The organism is Pararhodobacter sp. (assembly GCF_036802785.1).
Taxonomy (GTDB): Bacteria; Pseudomonadota; Alphaproteobacteria; order Rhodobacterales; family Rhodobacteraceae; genus Pararhodobacter.
Genome location: NZ_DAIRVN010000041.1, coordinates 24287 through 39910, shown reverse-complemented (window position 1 = coordinate 39910; position 15624 = coordinate 24287). Strand labels below are relative to the sequence as shown.

Genomic DNA, 15624 nt, shown 5'->3' with positions numbered 1-15624 from the left:
TACGCGCCCAGATGCGCGTGGCCTCGGTCAGGGTGGGGTAATCGCGCTGCTGCATCGCCTGCCTTCGGTTTGTCTGCACACCGTCCGGCGTGACCATACGCAGGAACATTGCCGCACCGCAACCGGGGGCAGGGGGCGCTCATCCATGGCTGCCATGCCCGAAGAGTGTGACGGTTTGCGGACAGGTGCCCGGCAGTTCAAACTCCAACGTGGTGTGGGTAATGCCGAACTCCTGCAACAGGCGCGCCCGGATCGCCGCCTTGACGCCCTCAGCCCCGGCGTGGCTGCCCGGTGCGATGACGATATGCGCCTCAAGCGCCGGTTCATTTTCCTGCATCTCCCACAGGTGGACGTGGTGCAGATCATCGACGCCCGCAACCTGCCGGATTGCTGCCACCACGGCGGCGCCGTCAAGCCCCGGGGGGCTGGCCAGCATCAGCAGGCGCACCGGGCGGCTGATCTCGGTCAGCGCGAGGTAGAGGATATAGGCGGCGATCCCGATGGTGATGGCGGCGTCGATCCAGTAGAGGTTGTAGAGGATGATCAGCGTGCCGCCGATGATCACCGCGACCGAGGCCAGCGCATCGGTCAGGTTGTGCACAAACAGCGCGCGGATGTTCTGGCTGCCTTTCTGCATCGACCATGTCAGCAGCGCGGTCAGGGTATCAATGACCAGCGCCACCCCGGCGATGATCACCACGATCCAGCCCATCACCTCGGGCGGATCAATCAGCCGCATGCCGCCTTCATAGATCAGGTAAAGGCCCACCACGATCAGCGTGGTATAGTTGATCAGCGCCGCGACTATCTCGATACGTTTGTAGCCGAAGGTCATCTGCCCGTCCGCCGGGCGCCGGGCGATCTTGCGCGCGGCAAAGGCGATCACCAGCGCCATCATGTCAGACAGGTTGTGCAGCGCATCGGCGATCAGCGCGAGGCTTCCGGCAAAGAACCCGCCCGCGACCTGCGCCACGGTCAGCAGCCCGTTTGCCCAGATGGCAATGGCGACCCGGCGGTCACCGCTTTCGGCGGAGAGGTGGGTATGGCCGTGATGATCATGCGGCATGGCGGGCCTCCGTGCGGCGGAGGGAGTGGTTTTCCGAGGACATGATTCGTGCCTTTCAACGATGTCCTTAGCCAGATACACTCTCTAGCAACTAGAGGTTCAAGGGCTGTTTTCATGTTTTCGATCGGCGATCTGTCGCGGCGCACCGGGGTGAAGGTGCCGACCATCCGGTATTATGAGGGCATGGGCCTGCTGACGCCCGTCACCCGCTCGGACGGGAACCAGCGGCGCTATGACAAGCGCGGGCTGGACCGGCTGGGCTTCATCCGCCACGCCCGCGATCTGGGTTTCCCGCTGGAGGCGATACAGGCGCTGATGGCCTTGCAGGACCATCCCGACCGCTCCTGCAAGGAAGCGACCGATATCGCCGTGGGGCAGCTTGACAAGGTCCGGCGCAAGATCAGCCAGTTACAGGCGCTTGAGCGCGAACTGACCCGCATCGCCGGGGCCTGCGACGGAGGCGGTGCGGCGGGCGATTGTCATGTGCTGGTCTGTCTGGCCGACCACGCCAATTGCGAGGCGGATCACCCAAGGGTATCGTGAAGGCTGCGGGTGGACATATTACATAATCTTCATTATCGGTCATTGTAGGGCATGGAGGTCGATTTCGACGACTACGCATGAGGTCAGGGGCGGGAACGATGGCAGCTATGCGGGGCGTGGAGGGCGAAAGCGGACCTTGCTGGAGCGTGGGCGATGCAGTTCGAAAAGCTCACATCGGTCCTTCTTGGCGCGCGGTGGGTAGGTCCGCAATGGTCGCAGCGGCGGGACTCGAACCCGCATCTCTTCTGTCACGCTTCGAGCGATAGTTTCAGAAGGCTCTATCCTTTGAGCTACGCTGCCTGCCATTCAAATTACTTCGTCTTTCACGAGCACTCTCTATTCAAGAATCGGGTAGTGGGTCCGCAAACCGCACCATCTCGCACCAGCACGATGAGATACCGAGCTGTCGCATGTCATAGATCGCCGATCCAAGACCCTGACCGGTTGTGCTATGAATGTTGGTCGCCCAGTCGGGTTTTCGCATGAGCAGCTCATCTACTGGCATTCCTCGCTCAGTTGCCTCTTGTTCTGCATCAGTTATTTGATCCCAAACCACTTGCACGATGTGTTGGGCGAACAGGGCTGGTCGGACGTATCTGTTATAGGTATTCTGGTAGTCGGCCTCTGGGTCGCGACCATCCGCATTGACTGCAGGCCCTTGGAATTTCTGTAGTGCTGGCTGGTGATAAAGGATTGCTGCCCTTAGTGAGGCAAGTTTTGTGTCGGGGATTCGTCCACTCAAGATGTACCCGGATACTGTCGGCTTGAGCGGAATTTTGATATTCACAGATTGTGTATCAGGTGAATATTGAATAGTAAAAGTCATCTTTTCACCGAGTCGATGTTGATTATGCTGGGCCTTCATCGTCAGAGCGGAATTAATCACATCTCTTATAGTCAATGCTCGCATCAGATTGCGGTAACCTGTTGACAAATTGCGCTCCATGGATTCTACGCGCATGTCTTTAGCCCATTGCGGTAGACTATCCACCTCACCCAGATTCCTCGAAATCCGGATTATGTTTGCTAGTAACGCAGTCGAGTACTTTTCAGCTTTGCCGCCACGAACATGGTCTTTGGAATTTGGATAAGCACTTAAAGCGATTGCCCGTGAGGCATTTATAAGCGGATTGCTGGAGCTGGGAATCATGAATTTGGATTTGGGTTCGGTGTTCCAACACCGCTTTCGAAGTTCCGAACGCATGTTCATGTTCACACTCATACCAAATCTGTTGATAATTTAAATTGGCCACTTGTGTCTCTGCCGATCATCAACACTTAGCACCCTCACAATTCTCTTTTTAAGCTGCAAGTTATTTGAGGGCGAATCAAACTAGAAATAGTAGATATTTCTTTTTCTGCAAACGTTCAGTTTGAGGAAGCTGCAGCGCGAACGTCTCCTTTGGGCCGGTCACGTTGCTATCGCAAAATGATCTGACTCGCAGCAGGATGCAGGAATATCGGTGATGGGCTCAAATTGACCACCCTACCCCTCTCCCTGCCCACCCCTCAAATCAGCTTGCCGGGCGGGTGGCGGAGGAGTTGCGCATCCATTCCAGGATTCCCTCAAGGCTGGCCGCATCCAGTTCGCCGTTCTCGCCGCCTGGTGTGGAGCGGCCGCCTGTGGTGGCGGTGCCGGGGGCGGTCAGGGTTGTGAGGAAGTCTGTCATCCAGCTATGGGCGGTGCAGGTTGTCACATGGGCCAGCAGGGCCGCGTGGCGGGTGCGGCGTTCGTCGAGCGACATGGTCAGCGCCTGATACAGCTGCGCGGCCATATCGTCGATATCATAAGGATTGACGATCAGCGCCTCCTGCATCTCTTCGGCAGCGCCCGCGAATTGCGACAGCACCAGAACGCCCGGATCATCAGGGTCCTGCGCCGCGACATATTCCTTTGCCACAAGGTTCATCCCGTCGCGCAACGGGGTGACCAGCCCTACCCTGCTGTAGCACAGAAGCGGCGCGAGCTTGGTGCGCGGGATGGAGCGGCAGATGTATTTCAGCGGCGTCCAGTCAAAATCGGCGAAGCGGCCATTGATGGCGCCGGAAAGCCGCTCCAGCTCGGCGCGGATATCGGCATAGGCATCGACCTCGCCACGCGTGGGGGGCGCGACCTGCAGGAAGCTGACCTGCCCGACCAGTTCCGGGTGTTGCGCCAGCAGCGTCTCAAAAGCCCTGAACCGCTCTGGCAGGCCTTTGGAGTAATCCAGCCGGTCCACCCCGATGATCTGCTTGCGCTCTGACATGCGCCGGCGCATCCGGGCGATGGCGGGGTCAGGGTCTCCTTTCCGGGCAAGGGCGGTGAAGCCCGCCGCATCAATGCCGATGGGGAAGCGCTTGATCTGCACCGAGCGGCAGGCCAGTTCAAAATTGTTGTCGGGCAGTTCGCGGGCGCGGGTGTGGGTGGTGAGATAGGTTTTCAGGTTGCTGACATCGGTGTGGGTCTGAAAGCCCACAAGGTCATAATCCACCAGCGCATCAACCAGCTCGCCATGATGCGGCGAGGCTGACAGCAGGTCCGGCGGGGGGAAGGGGATGTGCAGGAAAAAGCCGATCCGCTGGCGACAACCGAGGCGGCGCAGGCAGGCGGCGAGCGGGATCAGGTGGTAATCATGCACCCAGATCACGTCATCGGGCTTCAGGAAGGGCATCAACTGGCGGGCAAAGGCCTCGTTGACGCGCATATAGGCTTCAAAGCTGTCGGTGTGGTAATCGACCAGATCAAGGCGGTAGTGGAACAGCGGCCAGAGGACGGAATTGGCATAGCCCAGGTAATAGGCGGCAAAATCATCCGGGCTGATGGGCGCGCCGATGCAGGTGACCTTGCCGACTTCATGCGATTCGACCGCGCCGCCGGTTTCCCCCTCGCGCTTGCCGTTCCAGCCAAACCAGATGCCGCCTCTTTCGCGCAAGGCATCCGCCAGCCCTACCGCCAGCCCGCCCGACTGCCGCGAAGAGCGCAGATCAGCGACCCGGTTGGAGACGATGACCAGCCGTTGATTGCCATCGCCCGCGCCGGGCCGCCGGGAAAGCGGGTCGGTATCATCCTGCGGGTCACCTGACGCCGCGTTGAGGGTATCCTGACGTTGGACGATCATTGATTCCGCCTTGCATCGGTTTTGCGTTGCATGGCTGATCAACCGATCAGCCGCGTTCTTGTTCCCCCGCCGGGCCACGGGCCGGTGCCCGCGAGGCCAGCAGCCGCGCCAGCCAGCCCGCAAGGGCCGCCGGGTCGGCAAGCCGGAAATGCGCGGCGCTGTCGCCGCTGCCCACCTTGACCGAGATGCCGCCAAGCGCGTTGACCCCGGCAAAGCCCGCCTCGTCGGTGACATCATCGCCCGCGAAAAAAGGGCGGCGGCCCCGGAACGGGTGCTCATTCATGAAATCCGCAATGGCCTGGCGCTTGTCGCGGCTACCGAATTTCAACTCTGCCACCATCTTGCCCTGCACGAGGGTCAGGCGCGAGTCGCCGTTGCATTCTGTGTTCATAAAATGCAGGCAATCAGCCCCCAGTTCGGGCCGGTTGCGGAAATGAAGGGCAACGGAGCCCGGTTTTTCCTCGGTCTGAAGGCCGGGGCGGGTGCTGGCGAAGCTGTCAACGGCGCTGACGAGGCGCCGGTGCGCGGCAGTATCCACCACCATCCGGCTGACACGCCCGTCAAAATCGCGCCGTTCCAGCCCGTGCACCCCGGCCACCGGCAGCACAAGCGGGTGCAGCATCGCGTCAAGCTGGGCGATGCTGCGGCCAGAGACCAGCGCCAGCGCCCCGCCCGCCGCATCGCTGAGCGCCTTGAGGGTGGTCAGTGCGTCAGGGGGAATGCACGCCTGCGCCGGGTCCGCCACGATCTCTGCCAGCGTGCCGTCCACATCCAGAAAAAACGCGGTTTCCGATGGTAACAGGGCGGGTGGCAGAGTCGGTGAAGCGGGCGAAGCGATTCCGGTGTGCATGGGATTTCAACGCGCGCGGAGGCACCTGGTTCCCGTGTCCGCGGAAGAAAATGCTGCGCATGCGAGAAAGCCGGGCTGGCAAAAAAGCGCGCAGCCCCCTTGTCGCTTTCATTTTTCGGCGCTAGGTCTGGGGCATAACCGTTGGGGTGCCCTGTTGCGGGGCTGAGAGGCGAATGCGCCAACCCATCGAACCTGATCCGGCTCATACCGGCGTAGGGAACGGTGCGCTTTTGGGGCCGAAAGGTGCCCGCATTCCGTCTCCTTACGTTGGTTGCAACCAAAGGAGGCGCCCGTGGTTCCCATTGCTCTGACCATCGCAGGCTCGGATTCCGGCGGGGGGGCCGGGATACAGGCCGATCTCAAGACATTCTCGGCATTGGGCGTTTACGGCGCCAGCGTGATTACCGCGCTGACTGCGCAGAACACGCGTGACGTGGTGATGGTCGAAGCCGCCAGCCCGGCGATGGTTGCCGCGCAGATGGATGCGGTGTTCAGCGATCTGGCGGTGCGGGCGGTCAAGCTGGGCATGCTGGGTGATGCGCAGGCGATTGCCGTGGTGACGGAGCGGCTGCACGCGCAATCGGTGCCGGTGGTGCTGGACCCGGTGATGGTGGCGAAGTCGGGCGACCGGCTGTTGCCCGAGGCGGCGCTGGAGGCCCTGCGCAACCTGCTGCTGCCACGCGCCACCCTTTTGACCCCCAACCTGCCCGAAGCCGCCGATCTGCTGGGCACCAGCGCCGCGCGCGATGAGGCCGGGATGCTGGAGCAGGGCCACGCCTTGCTGCGGCTGGGGGCGCAGGCGGTGTTGATGAAGGGCGGGCATGGTGCGGGGGCGGAATGCGTTGATCTGCTGATCGAGGCCAGCGGTGTTACCCGCCTGACCGCGCCGCGCCAGTGCACCCGCAACACGCATGGAACCGGCTGCACCCTTTCCGCCGCCATCGCCGCCGGGCTGGCGCAGGGCATGGCGCTGGCTGACGCCGTGACCCGGGCGCATGCCTATCTGCAAGGCGCCATCGCGGCGGCTGACGGGCTGGGCGTGGGGCATGGCATTGGCCCGGTGCATCATTTCCACGGGGTCTGGGCGCATGGCTGAAGTGACCGTGATCGGCGCGGGCGTGGCCGGGCTTTGGGCGGCATGGGCGCTTTCCCGTGCCGGGCTGACCCCCCGCCTGATCGACCGCAACGGCCCGCCCGGCCCGCATGGCTGCTCATGGTGGGCGGGGGGCATGCTGGCCCCGTTTTGCGAGGGGGCGGTGGCCGAGCCTGCCGTGGTTTCCCATGGCAGGAACGCCGCCGCCGCATGGGGTGACGTGACCGGGGTCACGCATCGCGGCTCGCTGGTGGTGACGTTGGAGCGTGACAGGGGTGAGCTGACGCGCTTTGCCCGGCGCACCACGGGGCATGAATTGCTGAGCAACGGCCTCAGCGCGCTTGAACCCGAACTGCGCGCCACGCAGGCGCTGTTTTTCGCAGGGGAGGCCCATCTGGACCCGCGCCGCGCGCTGGCCGATCTGGTCGCCGCGCTGGCCGGGCGGGGCATCGCCATCGAGCGGGCCGAGGCCCTGCCCGCCGATATCCCCGGCCCGTTGATCGACGCGCGCGGTATGGCGGCTGATGCCCCCGGCCTGCGCGGGGTGCGTGGCGAGATGGTGGTGCTGCGCGCGCCGGAAATCACCCTCACCCGCCCGCTGCGCCTGCTGCACCCGCGCCACCCGCTCTATATCGTGCCGCGCGCGGGCGGGGTTTACATGCTGGGCGCCACCCAGATCGAAAGCTCTGATCGGCGCGGCGTTTCCGCCCGCTCGCTGCTGGAACTGCTGTCTGCCGCCTATGCCCTCGATCCGCGCTTTGCCGAGGCCGAGGTGCTGGAAACCGGCGCCGACCTGCGCCCGGCGTTTGCTGACAATGTGCCGCGCGTGGTGCGGCGGGGGCGGGTGCTGCATCTGAACGGCCTGTTCCGCCACGGCTATCTGATGGCCCCGGCGCTGGCGCTTCAGGCGGCTGATTATCTGACCCAAGGCATCAAGGGGGATCTGTTCCATGAAGATTGAGGTGAATGGCGAAGGCCATACCGTCACCGGCACCACCGTGGCCGAGGTGTTGGCGGAACTGGGCTGGGGCAGCGCGCGTGTTGCCACTGCCCTGAACGGGGAGTTTCTGCCCAAGGCGGCGCGTGAAGGCACAAAGCTGGCCGCAGGCGACCGGCTGGAAGTGCTCGCCGCCATGCAGGGGGGCTGATTGATGCGCGATTTCTATGGCGTGACGCTGGACAGCCCCTTGATGCTGGGCACCGCGCAATACCCCTCCCCCGCGGTGATGGAGGCAGCTTTCCGCGCCTCGGATGCCGCGGTCGCCACGGTTTCCTTGCGCCGCGAAGGTGGTCAGGGGCAGGCGTTCGGCGAGATCATCCGGGGGCTGGGCGTGCATATCCTGCCCAACACCGCCGGTTGCCATTCGGCGCGTGAGGCCATCACCACCGCCCGCATGGCGCGCGATCTGTTTGAGACCGACTGGATCAAGCTGGAGGTCATCGGCCATGCCGACACGCTTCAGCCTGACCCGTTTGGCCTGCTGGAAGCGGCGGAAACGCTTTGCGCCGAGGGTTTCAGCGTCTTTCCCTACACTACCGAGGATCAGGTGCTGGCTCAGCGGCTGGTCGATGCGGGGTGCCGGGTGCTGATGCCATGGGGCTCGCCCATCGGCTCGGGCCTGGGGCTGAACAACCGCTACGGGCTGAAGACCCTGCGCGCGGCTTTTCCTGATGTGGCGATGGTGGTGGATGCCGGGCTGGGCCTGCCCAGCCATGCCGCTGACGCGATGGAAATGGGGTTTGACGCGGTTCTGCTCAACACCGCCGTGGCGCAGGCCGGTGACCCGGTCGCCATGGCGCGCGCCTTCGGGCTGGCCGCGAGGGCGGGCGCGCTGGCCGCCAGCGCAGACCCGATGGCCCCGCGTGAGATGGCCGCGCCCTCCACCCCCCTGATCGGAAAGGCCTGGCTATGAATCTGCCCCGCTTCTACCCCATCTTTGACAGTGTTGAATGGCTGGAACGCGCCCTGCCCCTTGGCGTGCGCTTCACCCAGTTGCGGATCAAGGACCGCGCGCCGGATGTCCTGCGCCATGATATCCGCGCCGGGGTGGCGCTGGCGCGTGCCCATGGCGCGGCGCTGGTGGTCAATGATTACTGGCAGTTGGCGATTGAGGAGGGGGCGGAGTGGCTGCATCTGGGTCAGGAAGACCTTGATGATGCCGACCTCCCCGCCATCCGCCGCGCCGGGCTGAAGCTGGGTGTCTCGACCCATGACCATGCCGAGCTGGAACGCGCGCTGGCGCTGAAGCCGGAATATATCGCGCTGGGGCCGGTCTATCCGACCATCCTGAAGCAGATGAAATGGCATGAACAGGGGTTGGAGAAGGTCAGCGAATGGAAGCGGCTGATCGGTGATATTCCGCTCTGTGCCATCGGCGGCATGTCGGTGGAGCGCGCGCCGGGGGCCTTTGCGGCCGGGGCAGATACCGTGGCGGCGGTGACTGATATCACCCTGAACGCAGACCCCGAGGGGCGGATGCGTGACTGGCTGAGGGTCTGCGCATGAGCCGCTACGCCCGCCAGATGATTCTGCCGCAGGTGGGAGAACAGGGGCAGGCGCGGCTGGCCGGGGCGCATGCGCTGGTGGTCGGCGCGGGCGGGCTGGGAGTGCCGGTGTTGCAATATCTGGCGGGTGCCGGGCTGGGGCGGATCACGCTGGTGGATGGTGACCGGGTGGAGGAGAGCAACCTGCATCGTCAGCCGCTCTACCGGATGGACCAGATCGGCCAGCCCAAGGTTGAGGCCGCCGCAACGGCTTTGGCCGCGCTCAACCCCGATGTCACCCTCACCCCCCGCATTGAATGGCTGGACCCGGCGAATGCCCCCAAACTGGTGGCGGATGCCGATGTGGTGCTCGATTGCGCCGACACCTTTGCCGCCAGCCTGACGCTTTCCGACATCTGCCACGCGCAGGGCAAGCCGCTGATCACTGCCTCGGCCCTTGCCATGGCGGGTTATGTGATGGGCTGTTGCGGCCCCGCGCCCAGCCTGCGCGCGATCTTCCCTGACCTGCCGGAACGCGGCGCGACCTGTGCAACGGCCGGAGTGATGGGGCCGATGGTGGCGGCGATCGGCGCCATGCAGGCGCAGATGGCGCTGTCGGTCCTGCTGGGGCTGGAGCCGTCGCCGCTGGGCCGTCTGATCAGCCTTGATGCCGCCAACTGGCGCACCGGCGGCTTTCGTTTTGACAAGGCGACCGAGCCTGCCACCCCCCTGCCCTTCATCGCCGCCAGCCAGACCCGCGCCGATGACCTGCTCATCGACCTGCGGACCGAGGCCGCGCCCTTCAGCCCCCACGCCCGCCATATCCCGCCCGAAGCTATTACCTCGCTGACCCCGCCACCCGGCACCCGCGTGGTGCTGGCCTGCGCCACCGGGCTGCGTGCCCATAACGCCGGGCAAAGGCTGCAGGCCGAATGGCCCGGCAGTATCGCCCTTCTTGCCCTCAACACCTGAAAGGAACGCCATGAAACGCGCCCTCACCACCTTCGCCCTGACCGCGACCCTTGCCCTGCCCGCCGCGGCGCAGGACCGCCTCAGCATCATGCTGGACTGGTTTGTGAACCCTGATCACGCGCCGATCATTCTGGCGCAGGAGCTGGGCTATTTCACCGATGCCGGGCTGGTGGTGGAGATTGTCACCCCCTCAGACCCCAATGACCCGCCGCGCATGGCCGCCGCCGGGCGCGTCGATCTGGCGGTGTCTTACCAGCCGCAACTGCACCTGAGCCGGCACAACGACCTGCCGCTGCGCCGCGTGGGCACACTGATTTCCACGCCGCTCACCTGCCTTGTGGTGCTGGCCGACGGGCCGGTGGAACAGATGGCCGATCTGGCGGGCCGCCGCGTGGGTTTCGCCGTGGCGGGCGTGCAGGAGGTGTTGCTGGATGCGATGCTGGCGCATAACGGGCTTGCCCCGACAGATGTGGAGCAGATCAACATCGGCTGGTCCATCTCGCCCGCGCTGATGGCCGGGCAGGTCGATGGCGTGATCGGCGCGTTCCGCAATTTCGAGCTGAACCAGCTTGCCATCGAGGGCACCGAGGGGCGCTGCTTCTACCCTGAAAGCGAGGGGGTTCCGGCCTATGATGAACTGATCTACGTCGCCAACCCGGTCGATCTGGACACCGACGCCATCGCCCGCTTCCTTGATGCGACCGAGCGCGCGACCGGCTACATTCTGAACAACCCCCAGCAGGCATGGGACATCTTTGCCGCCACCGCGTCTGAATTGCAGACCGAGCTGAACACCCGCGCCTGGGCCGATACCTGGCCCCGCTTCGCCACCCGCCCCGCCGCACTGGATGCCGGGCGTTATGCGCGGTTCGAGGCGTTTCTGGCCGATCGTGGCGCCACGTCGGGCGGGCTGCCGGTGCGCGAGCTGGCCATCGACGTGACCGCCGGTGCGACGCCATGAGCGTGCCCGATTATGGCCGCGCCTTTGCCCTCTGGCGTGGTGCAGCGCCTGGCTGGCAGGCCTATACGCGGCATGCCTTTGTCGAGGGGCTGCGCCGGGGCGATCTGCCGCGCGCGAATTTCCTGCATTACCTGCGGCAGGATTACGTCTTCCTGATCCATTTCGCGCGGGCATGGGCGCTGGCCGCCGCCAAGGCCGACACGCTGAATGAGATGCAGGCGGCATCGGCCACCGTTCATGCGCTGGTGCATCAGGAAATGCCGCTGCATCTGGCCCTTTGTGCGCGCGAAGGGATTGATGCCGCAGCGCTGGAGGCCACGCCGGAGGCCCCCGCAAACCTCGCCTATACCCGCTATGTGCTGGAGGCGGGGTATTCCGGCGATTTCCTTGATCTGATGGCAGCCCTTGCGCCGTGTGTGCTGGGCTATGGCGAGATCGGCGCGCGGCTGGCGGGGTCTGGCGGGGTGTATGGCGAGTGGATCGATACCTATGGCGGCGCCGAGTATCAGGCGCTCTGCCGCGATGTGGGTGCGCTGATCGACGGGGCGCTGGTGCATCGGCTGGGGGAAGGCTGGGACGGGCTGCCACGGTTCACCCGCCTGTCGCAGCGCTTTGCCACAGCGACGCGGCTGGAGGTCGGTTTCTGGGATATGGGGCTTTCCGGCGCATGAACGCCCCCGCCCTCAGCCTGCGCGGCGATCTGTTCATGGGCGATACCGCCCTGATCCGCGATCTGGCGCTGGACATGCCTGCGGGCGGGTGGAGCTGCCTGTTGGGGCCTTCCGGCGTGGGGAAATCCACGCTGGGGCGGCTGGTGGCGGGGCTGGCCGGGCCGCATCGGCTGGCGGGCGCGTTGGTGGCGCGTGACGGCGCGCCCCTGACGGGCCGCGTGGCGATGATGGCGCAGGAGGGGCAGCTGCTGCCATGGGCCGGGCTGGTGCATAACGTCACCATCGGCGCGCATCTGCGGGGCCAGCGCCCGGATACCAGCCGCGCGCGCCAGCTTCTGGCGGATGTCGGGTTGGCGGGGATGGAGGGGCGGCGGCCTGCCAGCCTGTCAGGCGGGCAGCGCCAGCGCGTGGTGCTGGCCCGCACGCTGATGGAGGATTGCCCGGTGGTGGTGCTCGATGAGCCCTTTTCGGCGCTCGATGCCGCAAACCGGCTGATGATGCAGGATCTGGCGGCGCGGTTGCTGGCCGGGCGCACCGTTCTCCTGATCACCCATGACCCGCTGGAGGCGCTGCGGTTGGCGGACCGCGCGTGGCTGCTGGGGCCGGAGGGGGCCGATGCTTTGGCTCTGCCCGATGCCCCGCCGCCCCGCAGCTACGCTGACCCCGCCACGCTGGAAATGCAGGCCCGCCTGCTGGCGCGGCTGCAAGCGGTGCAACCGGCATGATGGCACTGGCTCGCGGGGTTCTCGCACTCGGTTTCGCGCTGGCGCTCTGGCAGACAATCGTCTGGGCCACCGGGGTGCCGGGGTTCATCCTGCCCGGGCCGGGGCGGGTGGGGCAAAGCCTGTGGATCAACATGGCGATGCTGGCGGAACACGCCCGCTTCACGGCGCTCAACCTCGCGACCGGCCTGTCGGCGGGGGTGGCGCTGGGGGTGGCAACCGCGCTCAATCTGGCGCTGTCGCCCGGCGCGCGGATGCTCTTGCGCCCGATGCTGATCTTTGCGCAGGCGATGCCGGTTTTTGCTTTGGCGCCGGTGATCACCCTCTGGCTGGGCTATGGCGCGCCCTCAAAGATCGTGATGGTGGCGCTGGTGGTCTATTTTCCGGTGACTTCGGCGTTTTTTGACGGGTTGATGCGCCTGCCGCCCGCCTATCAGGACATGGCCGTGCTGATGTGCGCAACGCCGCTGCGCCGGTTGTTCCTGTTGCAGGTGCCCCACGCCTTGCCCGCGCTGGCCTCTGGCCTGCGGCTGGCGGTGGTCTATGCGCCGTTCGCGGTGGTGATCGGCGAATGGGTGGGGTCATCGCGCGGGCTGGGGTATCTGATGCTGATGGCGAACGGGCGGGGCCAGACCGATCTGATGTTTGCGGCCCTGATCTCGCTGGCGGCGCTGAGCCTGACGCTGTTCTTCCTGTTCGAGGCGGCTTTGCGGCGGTTGGCTAGGCCATAACCTTGTAGAGCTTGCGAAACCGCGCATAGGCATCGTCAAACGCGCCGCGCAACGCGGGGTCCGGGGCGATGGTGTGGTCAATCACAGGCGGGGTGCAGACAGCATCAACCCCCTGCCCGCTTTCGGCCATCAGCCCCAGCCGCGCCGCGCCGAACGCCGCGCCGAAATCGCCGCGTTCGGGCACATCGACCGGCAGGTCCAGCGCGGTGGCGATCGCCCCCAGCCAATAGGCGGATTGAGAGCCGCCGCCGACCGCCGTTACCCGCTCAACCCGCGCGCCCGCTGAGCGCAGCGCGGCGAGGTTGTCGGCCAGCGCGAAGGCCACGCCTTCCATCACGGCGCGGGTCAGGGCGGGGCGGTCGGCCTCATGCCCAAGGCCCGCAAACATGCCCCGGATGCGCGCGTCATTATGTGGTGTGCGCTCGCCCGAAAGGTAAGGCAGGAAGGTCACCGCACCGGGCGCCTGCACCGATGCGCCAATCTCGCGGTCCAGCGCGGCGGCGTCCATGCCGCAGATTTTCGCATGCCAGTTCAGCGCATCGGTGGCCGACAAGATCACCCCCATCTGATGCCAGCGCCCCGGAACCGCATGGCAGAAGGCATGCACGGCGCTTTCCGGTTTGGGGCGGAAGGCGTCATTCGCGGCGAAAAGCACACCCGAGGTGCCCAACGACACAAACGCCTGCCCCTCATGCACCATGCCCATGCCGATGGCCGAAGCCGCGTTGTCGCCCGCACCGCCTGCCACCACGACCGGCCCGGAAAGGCCCCATTCGCTGAGCAATTCGCGGCGCAGGTCACCGGAAGGCGCGGAGCCCTCGACCAGCCGGGGCATGTGATCACGCGACAGATTGGTGGCCGCCAGCAGCGCATCGGACCAGTCACGCGCCGCCACATCCAGCCAGCTTGTGCCCGAGGCGTCGGACATCTCTGATACCGCCTCGCCCGTCAGCCACAGGCGCAAGGCGTCCTTGGGCAGGAGCACGCGGGCGGTTTTTCTGAACACCTCCGGCTCATGGCGCGCGACCCAGAGCAGTTTAGGCGCGGTGAAGCCGGGAAAGACGATATTGCCGGTCAGCGCGCGGAATTCGGGGCGGGCGTCCAGCGCGGCGGCCTCTTCGGCAGCGCGGGTATCATTCCACAGGATCGCCGGGCGCAGGGCATGGCCTGTATCATCCAGCAGCGTCGCGCCATGCATCTGGCCTGACAGACCAATCCCCCGGACCGCGCCAAATTCGACCGGATGCGCGGCGCGCAAGGCGGCAACGGCGGCACTGGCGGCGGTGATCCAGTCTTCCAGAGTCTGTTCGGACCAACCCGGATGCGGGCGCGAAAGCGTCAGGTCGGCATGGGCCGAACCGATGATGCGCTGCGCGCCGTCCATCAACAGCGCCCGGATGCCCGAGGTGCCCAGATCAAGCCCCAGATACATGGTATTTCCTCAAAAAAAGGCCCCCGGCCCTGCGGCCGGGGGGAGTGTTGCTAAACCCTCAGAACGGGCTGTCGGGGTAGTAAAAGGTTTCGGCATTGTCCTGCGTGACCAGAACCGAGCCGATGATGAACTGGCCCGAAACCGGCGCCTGCGACACAAGATTCAGCGCCGTTACCTCAATCGCGGTGGCGATCATCGAGGGCGGGTAGGTCACGTTGGCCGGGATCATCGTATCGCCGTCCATGACGCGCTGGATCATCTCTTTCATGCCGGCACCGCCGAGAACGAACTGGATGTCATCGCGGCCAGCGGCCTCGATTGCGGCCAGAACGCCGATGGCCATGTCATCATCCGAGGCCCAGACGGCATCGATCTGCGAATGGCGCGACAGGAAATCCTGCATCACTTCAAACGAGGTGTCGCGGTTCCAGTTGCCATGTTCCATGCCGAGGATCTCGATGCCGGAGCCCTCGATGGCCGCCTGAAAACCCTCAACACGCTCATTGTCGATGGTGGTGGGAATGCCGCGCAGCACGACGATATTGCCGCCGTCCGGCATCTGCGAGACCATGTATTCACCCGAAACCCGGCCAAAGCCCGGGTTGTCACCGGCGACATAGAGGTCTTCGATACCCTCAACCGACAGGCCACGGTCAACCACCGTCACCCAGATACCGGCATCCGACACCGCCTGCACCGGGCCGGTCAGCGGCTCGGATTCGAAGGGCAGCACCACCAGCGCGTCGATGTTGCGGGTGGCGACCATGTCTTCGATGTCATTGACCTGCCGCGACGGGTCAGAGGCCGTTGCAAGCACGAAGGACAGTTCCGGATAGGTGGCCTCCAGACGGGTGATCGCCGCCTGCGCGAAGTAGTTCATGCCACCGGCCCAGCCATGCGTCGCCGCAGGAATGGAGACACCGATCACACGGGTGTCCTGAGCGAATGCAGGCGCGGTCAGCGCGGTTGACAGTGCGAGAACAGAAATAAGGCGTTTCATA

At 65.2% G+C, this 15624-nt stretch carries 17 protein-coding genes, 1 pseudogene and 1 riboswitch; of the genes and pseudogenes, 11 read left to right on the top strand and 7 right to left on the bottom strand.

The window, feature by feature from the left end; all coding sequences use genetic code 11:
• Positions 1-139: 139 nt before the first annotated feature.
• On the bottom strand, positions 140-1066 hold the full coding sequence (locus tag V7Q53_RS14220; RefSeq protein ID WP_333829276.1) for a cation diffusion facilitator family transporter: 927 nt from the start codon (positions 1064-1066) through the stop codon (positions 140-142).
• A gap of 114 nt (positions 1067-1180) precedes the next feature.
• Here V7Q53_RS14220 and V7Q53_RS14215 point away from each other — a divergent pair, with 114 nt between their 5' ends.
• Positions 1181-1609: a MerR family transcriptional regulator gene (locus V7Q53_RS14215; RefSeq protein ID WP_333829275.1), complete on the top strand. Its 429-nt coding sequence runs from the start codon at positions 1181-1183 to the stop codon at positions 1607-1609.
• Between the two features lie 210 nt (positions 1610-1819).
• Here V7Q53_RS14215 and V7Q53_RS14210 read toward each other — a convergent pair.
• The 4 genes and pseudogenes from V7Q53_RS14210 to otsB all read right to left on the bottom strand — a co-directional run bounded on the left by V7Q53_RS14210 (position 1820) and on the right by otsB (position 5557).
• A pseudogene (locus V7Q53_RS14210) lies at positions 1820-1909 on the bottom strand.
• Positions 1910-1949: 40 nt separating this feature from the next.
• Complete coding sequence (locus V7Q53_RS14205) at positions 1950-2819, bottom strand: hypothetical protein (protein ID WP_333829274.1); 870 nt, start codon at positions 2817-2819, stop codon at positions 1950-1952.
• A 304-nt stretch (positions 2820-3123) separates the two neighbouring features.
• Positions 3124-4707 carry an alpha,alpha-trehalose-phosphate synthase (UDP-forming) gene (locus tag V7Q53_RS14200; protein WP_333829273.1) on the bottom strand — a complete coding sequence of 528 codons (1584 nt, stop codon included), beginning with the start codon at positions 4705-4707 and terminating at the stop codon, positions 3124-3126.
• A 46-nt stretch (positions 4708-4753) separates the two neighbouring features.
• Positions 4754-5557, bottom strand: a complete 804-nt coding sequence (gene otsB, locus V7Q53_RS14195) for a trehalose-phosphatase (protein ID WP_333829272.1) — start codon at positions 5555-5557, stop codon at positions 4754-4756.
• Positions 5558-5689: 132 nt separating this feature from the next.
• Positions 5690-5793: riboswitch (TPP riboswitch) on the top strand.
• A gap of 56 nt (positions 5794-5849) precedes the next feature.
• On the opposite strand from otsB, the gene thiD reads away from it, so the two are divergent.
• Genes thiD through V7Q53_RS14145 form a run of 10 tightly spaced genes read left to right on the top strand, consistent with a single transcriptional unit; the run spans position 5850 to position 13191 of the window.
• Positions 5850-6653, top strand: coding sequence for a bifunctional hydroxymethylpyrimidine kinase/phosphomethylpyrimidine kinase (gene thiD / locus V7Q53_RS14190; RefSeq protein WP_333829271.1), 804 nt, complete (start codon positions 5850-5852; stop codon positions 6651-6653).
• Positions 6646-7611 (top strand): FAD-dependent oxidoreductase, encoded by a 966-nt coding sequence (locus V7Q53_RS14185; protein WP_333829270.1) that lies wholly within the window; start codon positions 6646-6648, stop codon positions 7609-7611. Before thiD ends, V7Q53_RS14185 begins: the two co-directional genes overlap by 8 nt.
• A complete protein-coding gene (gene thiS, locus V7Q53_RS14180; protein ID WP_333829268.1) occupies positions 7601-7798 on the top strand; it encodes a sulfur carrier protein ThiS in 198 nt (65 codons plus the stop codon). Before V7Q53_RS14185 ends, thiS begins: the two co-directional genes overlap by 11 nt.
• Before the next feature lie 3 nt (positions 7799-7801).
• The gene (locus tag V7Q53_RS14175) at positions 7802-8563 is read left to right on the top strand and encodes a thiazole synthase (protein WP_333829267.1); all 762 of its coding nucleotides are present in this window, start codon (positions 7802-7804) and stop codon (positions 8561-8563) included.
• Positions 8560-9156, top strand: a complete 597-nt coding sequence (locus V7Q53_RS14170; protein WP_333829266.1) for a thiamine phosphate synthase — start codon at positions 8560-8562, stop codon at positions 9154-9156. Before V7Q53_RS14175 ends, V7Q53_RS14170 begins: the two co-directional genes overlap by 4 nt.
• On the top strand, positions 9153-10106 hold the full coding sequence (locus V7Q53_RS14165; RefSeq protein ID WP_333829264.1) for a HesA/MoeB/ThiF family protein: 954 nt from the start codon (positions 9153-9155) through the stop codon (positions 10104-10106). Before V7Q53_RS14170 ends, V7Q53_RS14165 begins: the two co-directional genes overlap by 4 nt.
• Before the next feature lie 10 nt (positions 10107-10116).
• On the top strand, positions 10117-11067 hold the full coding sequence (locus V7Q53_RS14160; RefSeq protein WP_333829263.1) for an ABC transporter substrate-binding protein: 951 nt from the start codon (positions 10117-10119) through the stop codon (positions 11065-11067).
• Complete coding sequence (gene tenA, locus V7Q53_RS14155; protein ID WP_333829262.1) at positions 11064-11738, top strand: thiaminase II; 675 nt, start codon at positions 11064-11066, stop codon at positions 11736-11738. Before V7Q53_RS14160 ends, tenA begins: the two co-directional genes overlap by 4 nt.
• Positions 11735-12463, top strand: a complete 729-nt coding sequence (locus V7Q53_RS14150; RefSeq protein WP_333829260.1) for an ABC transporter ATP-binding protein — start codon at positions 11735-11737, stop codon at positions 12461-12463. The genes tenA and V7Q53_RS14150 overlap by 4 nt, the downstream gene beginning before the upstream one ends.
• Positions 12460-13191 (top strand): ABC transporter permease, encoded by a 732-nt coding sequence (locus tag V7Q53_RS14145; RefSeq protein WP_333829259.1) that lies wholly within the window; start codon positions 12460-12462, stop codon positions 13189-13191. Before V7Q53_RS14150 ends, V7Q53_RS14145 begins: the two co-directional genes overlap by 4 nt.
• Here V7Q53_RS14145 and xylB read toward each other — a convergent pair.
• Both xylB and V7Q53_RS14135 read right to left on the bottom strand, forming a co-directional pair.
• Complete coding sequence (gene xylB, locus V7Q53_RS14140) at positions 13181-14623, bottom strand: xylulokinase (RefSeq protein ID WP_333829258.1); 1443 nt, start codon at positions 14621-14623, stop codon at positions 13181-13183. The two genes, V7Q53_RS14145 and xylB, sit on opposite strands and share 11 nt — an antisense overlap.
• Before the next feature lie 58 nt (positions 14624-14681).
• On the bottom strand, positions 14682-15623 hold the full coding sequence (locus V7Q53_RS14135; RefSeq protein WP_333829257.1) for an ABC transporter substrate-binding protein: 942 nt from the start codon (positions 15621-15623) through the stop codon (positions 14682-14684).
• Between the last annotated feature and the right edge of the window lies 1 nt (position 15624).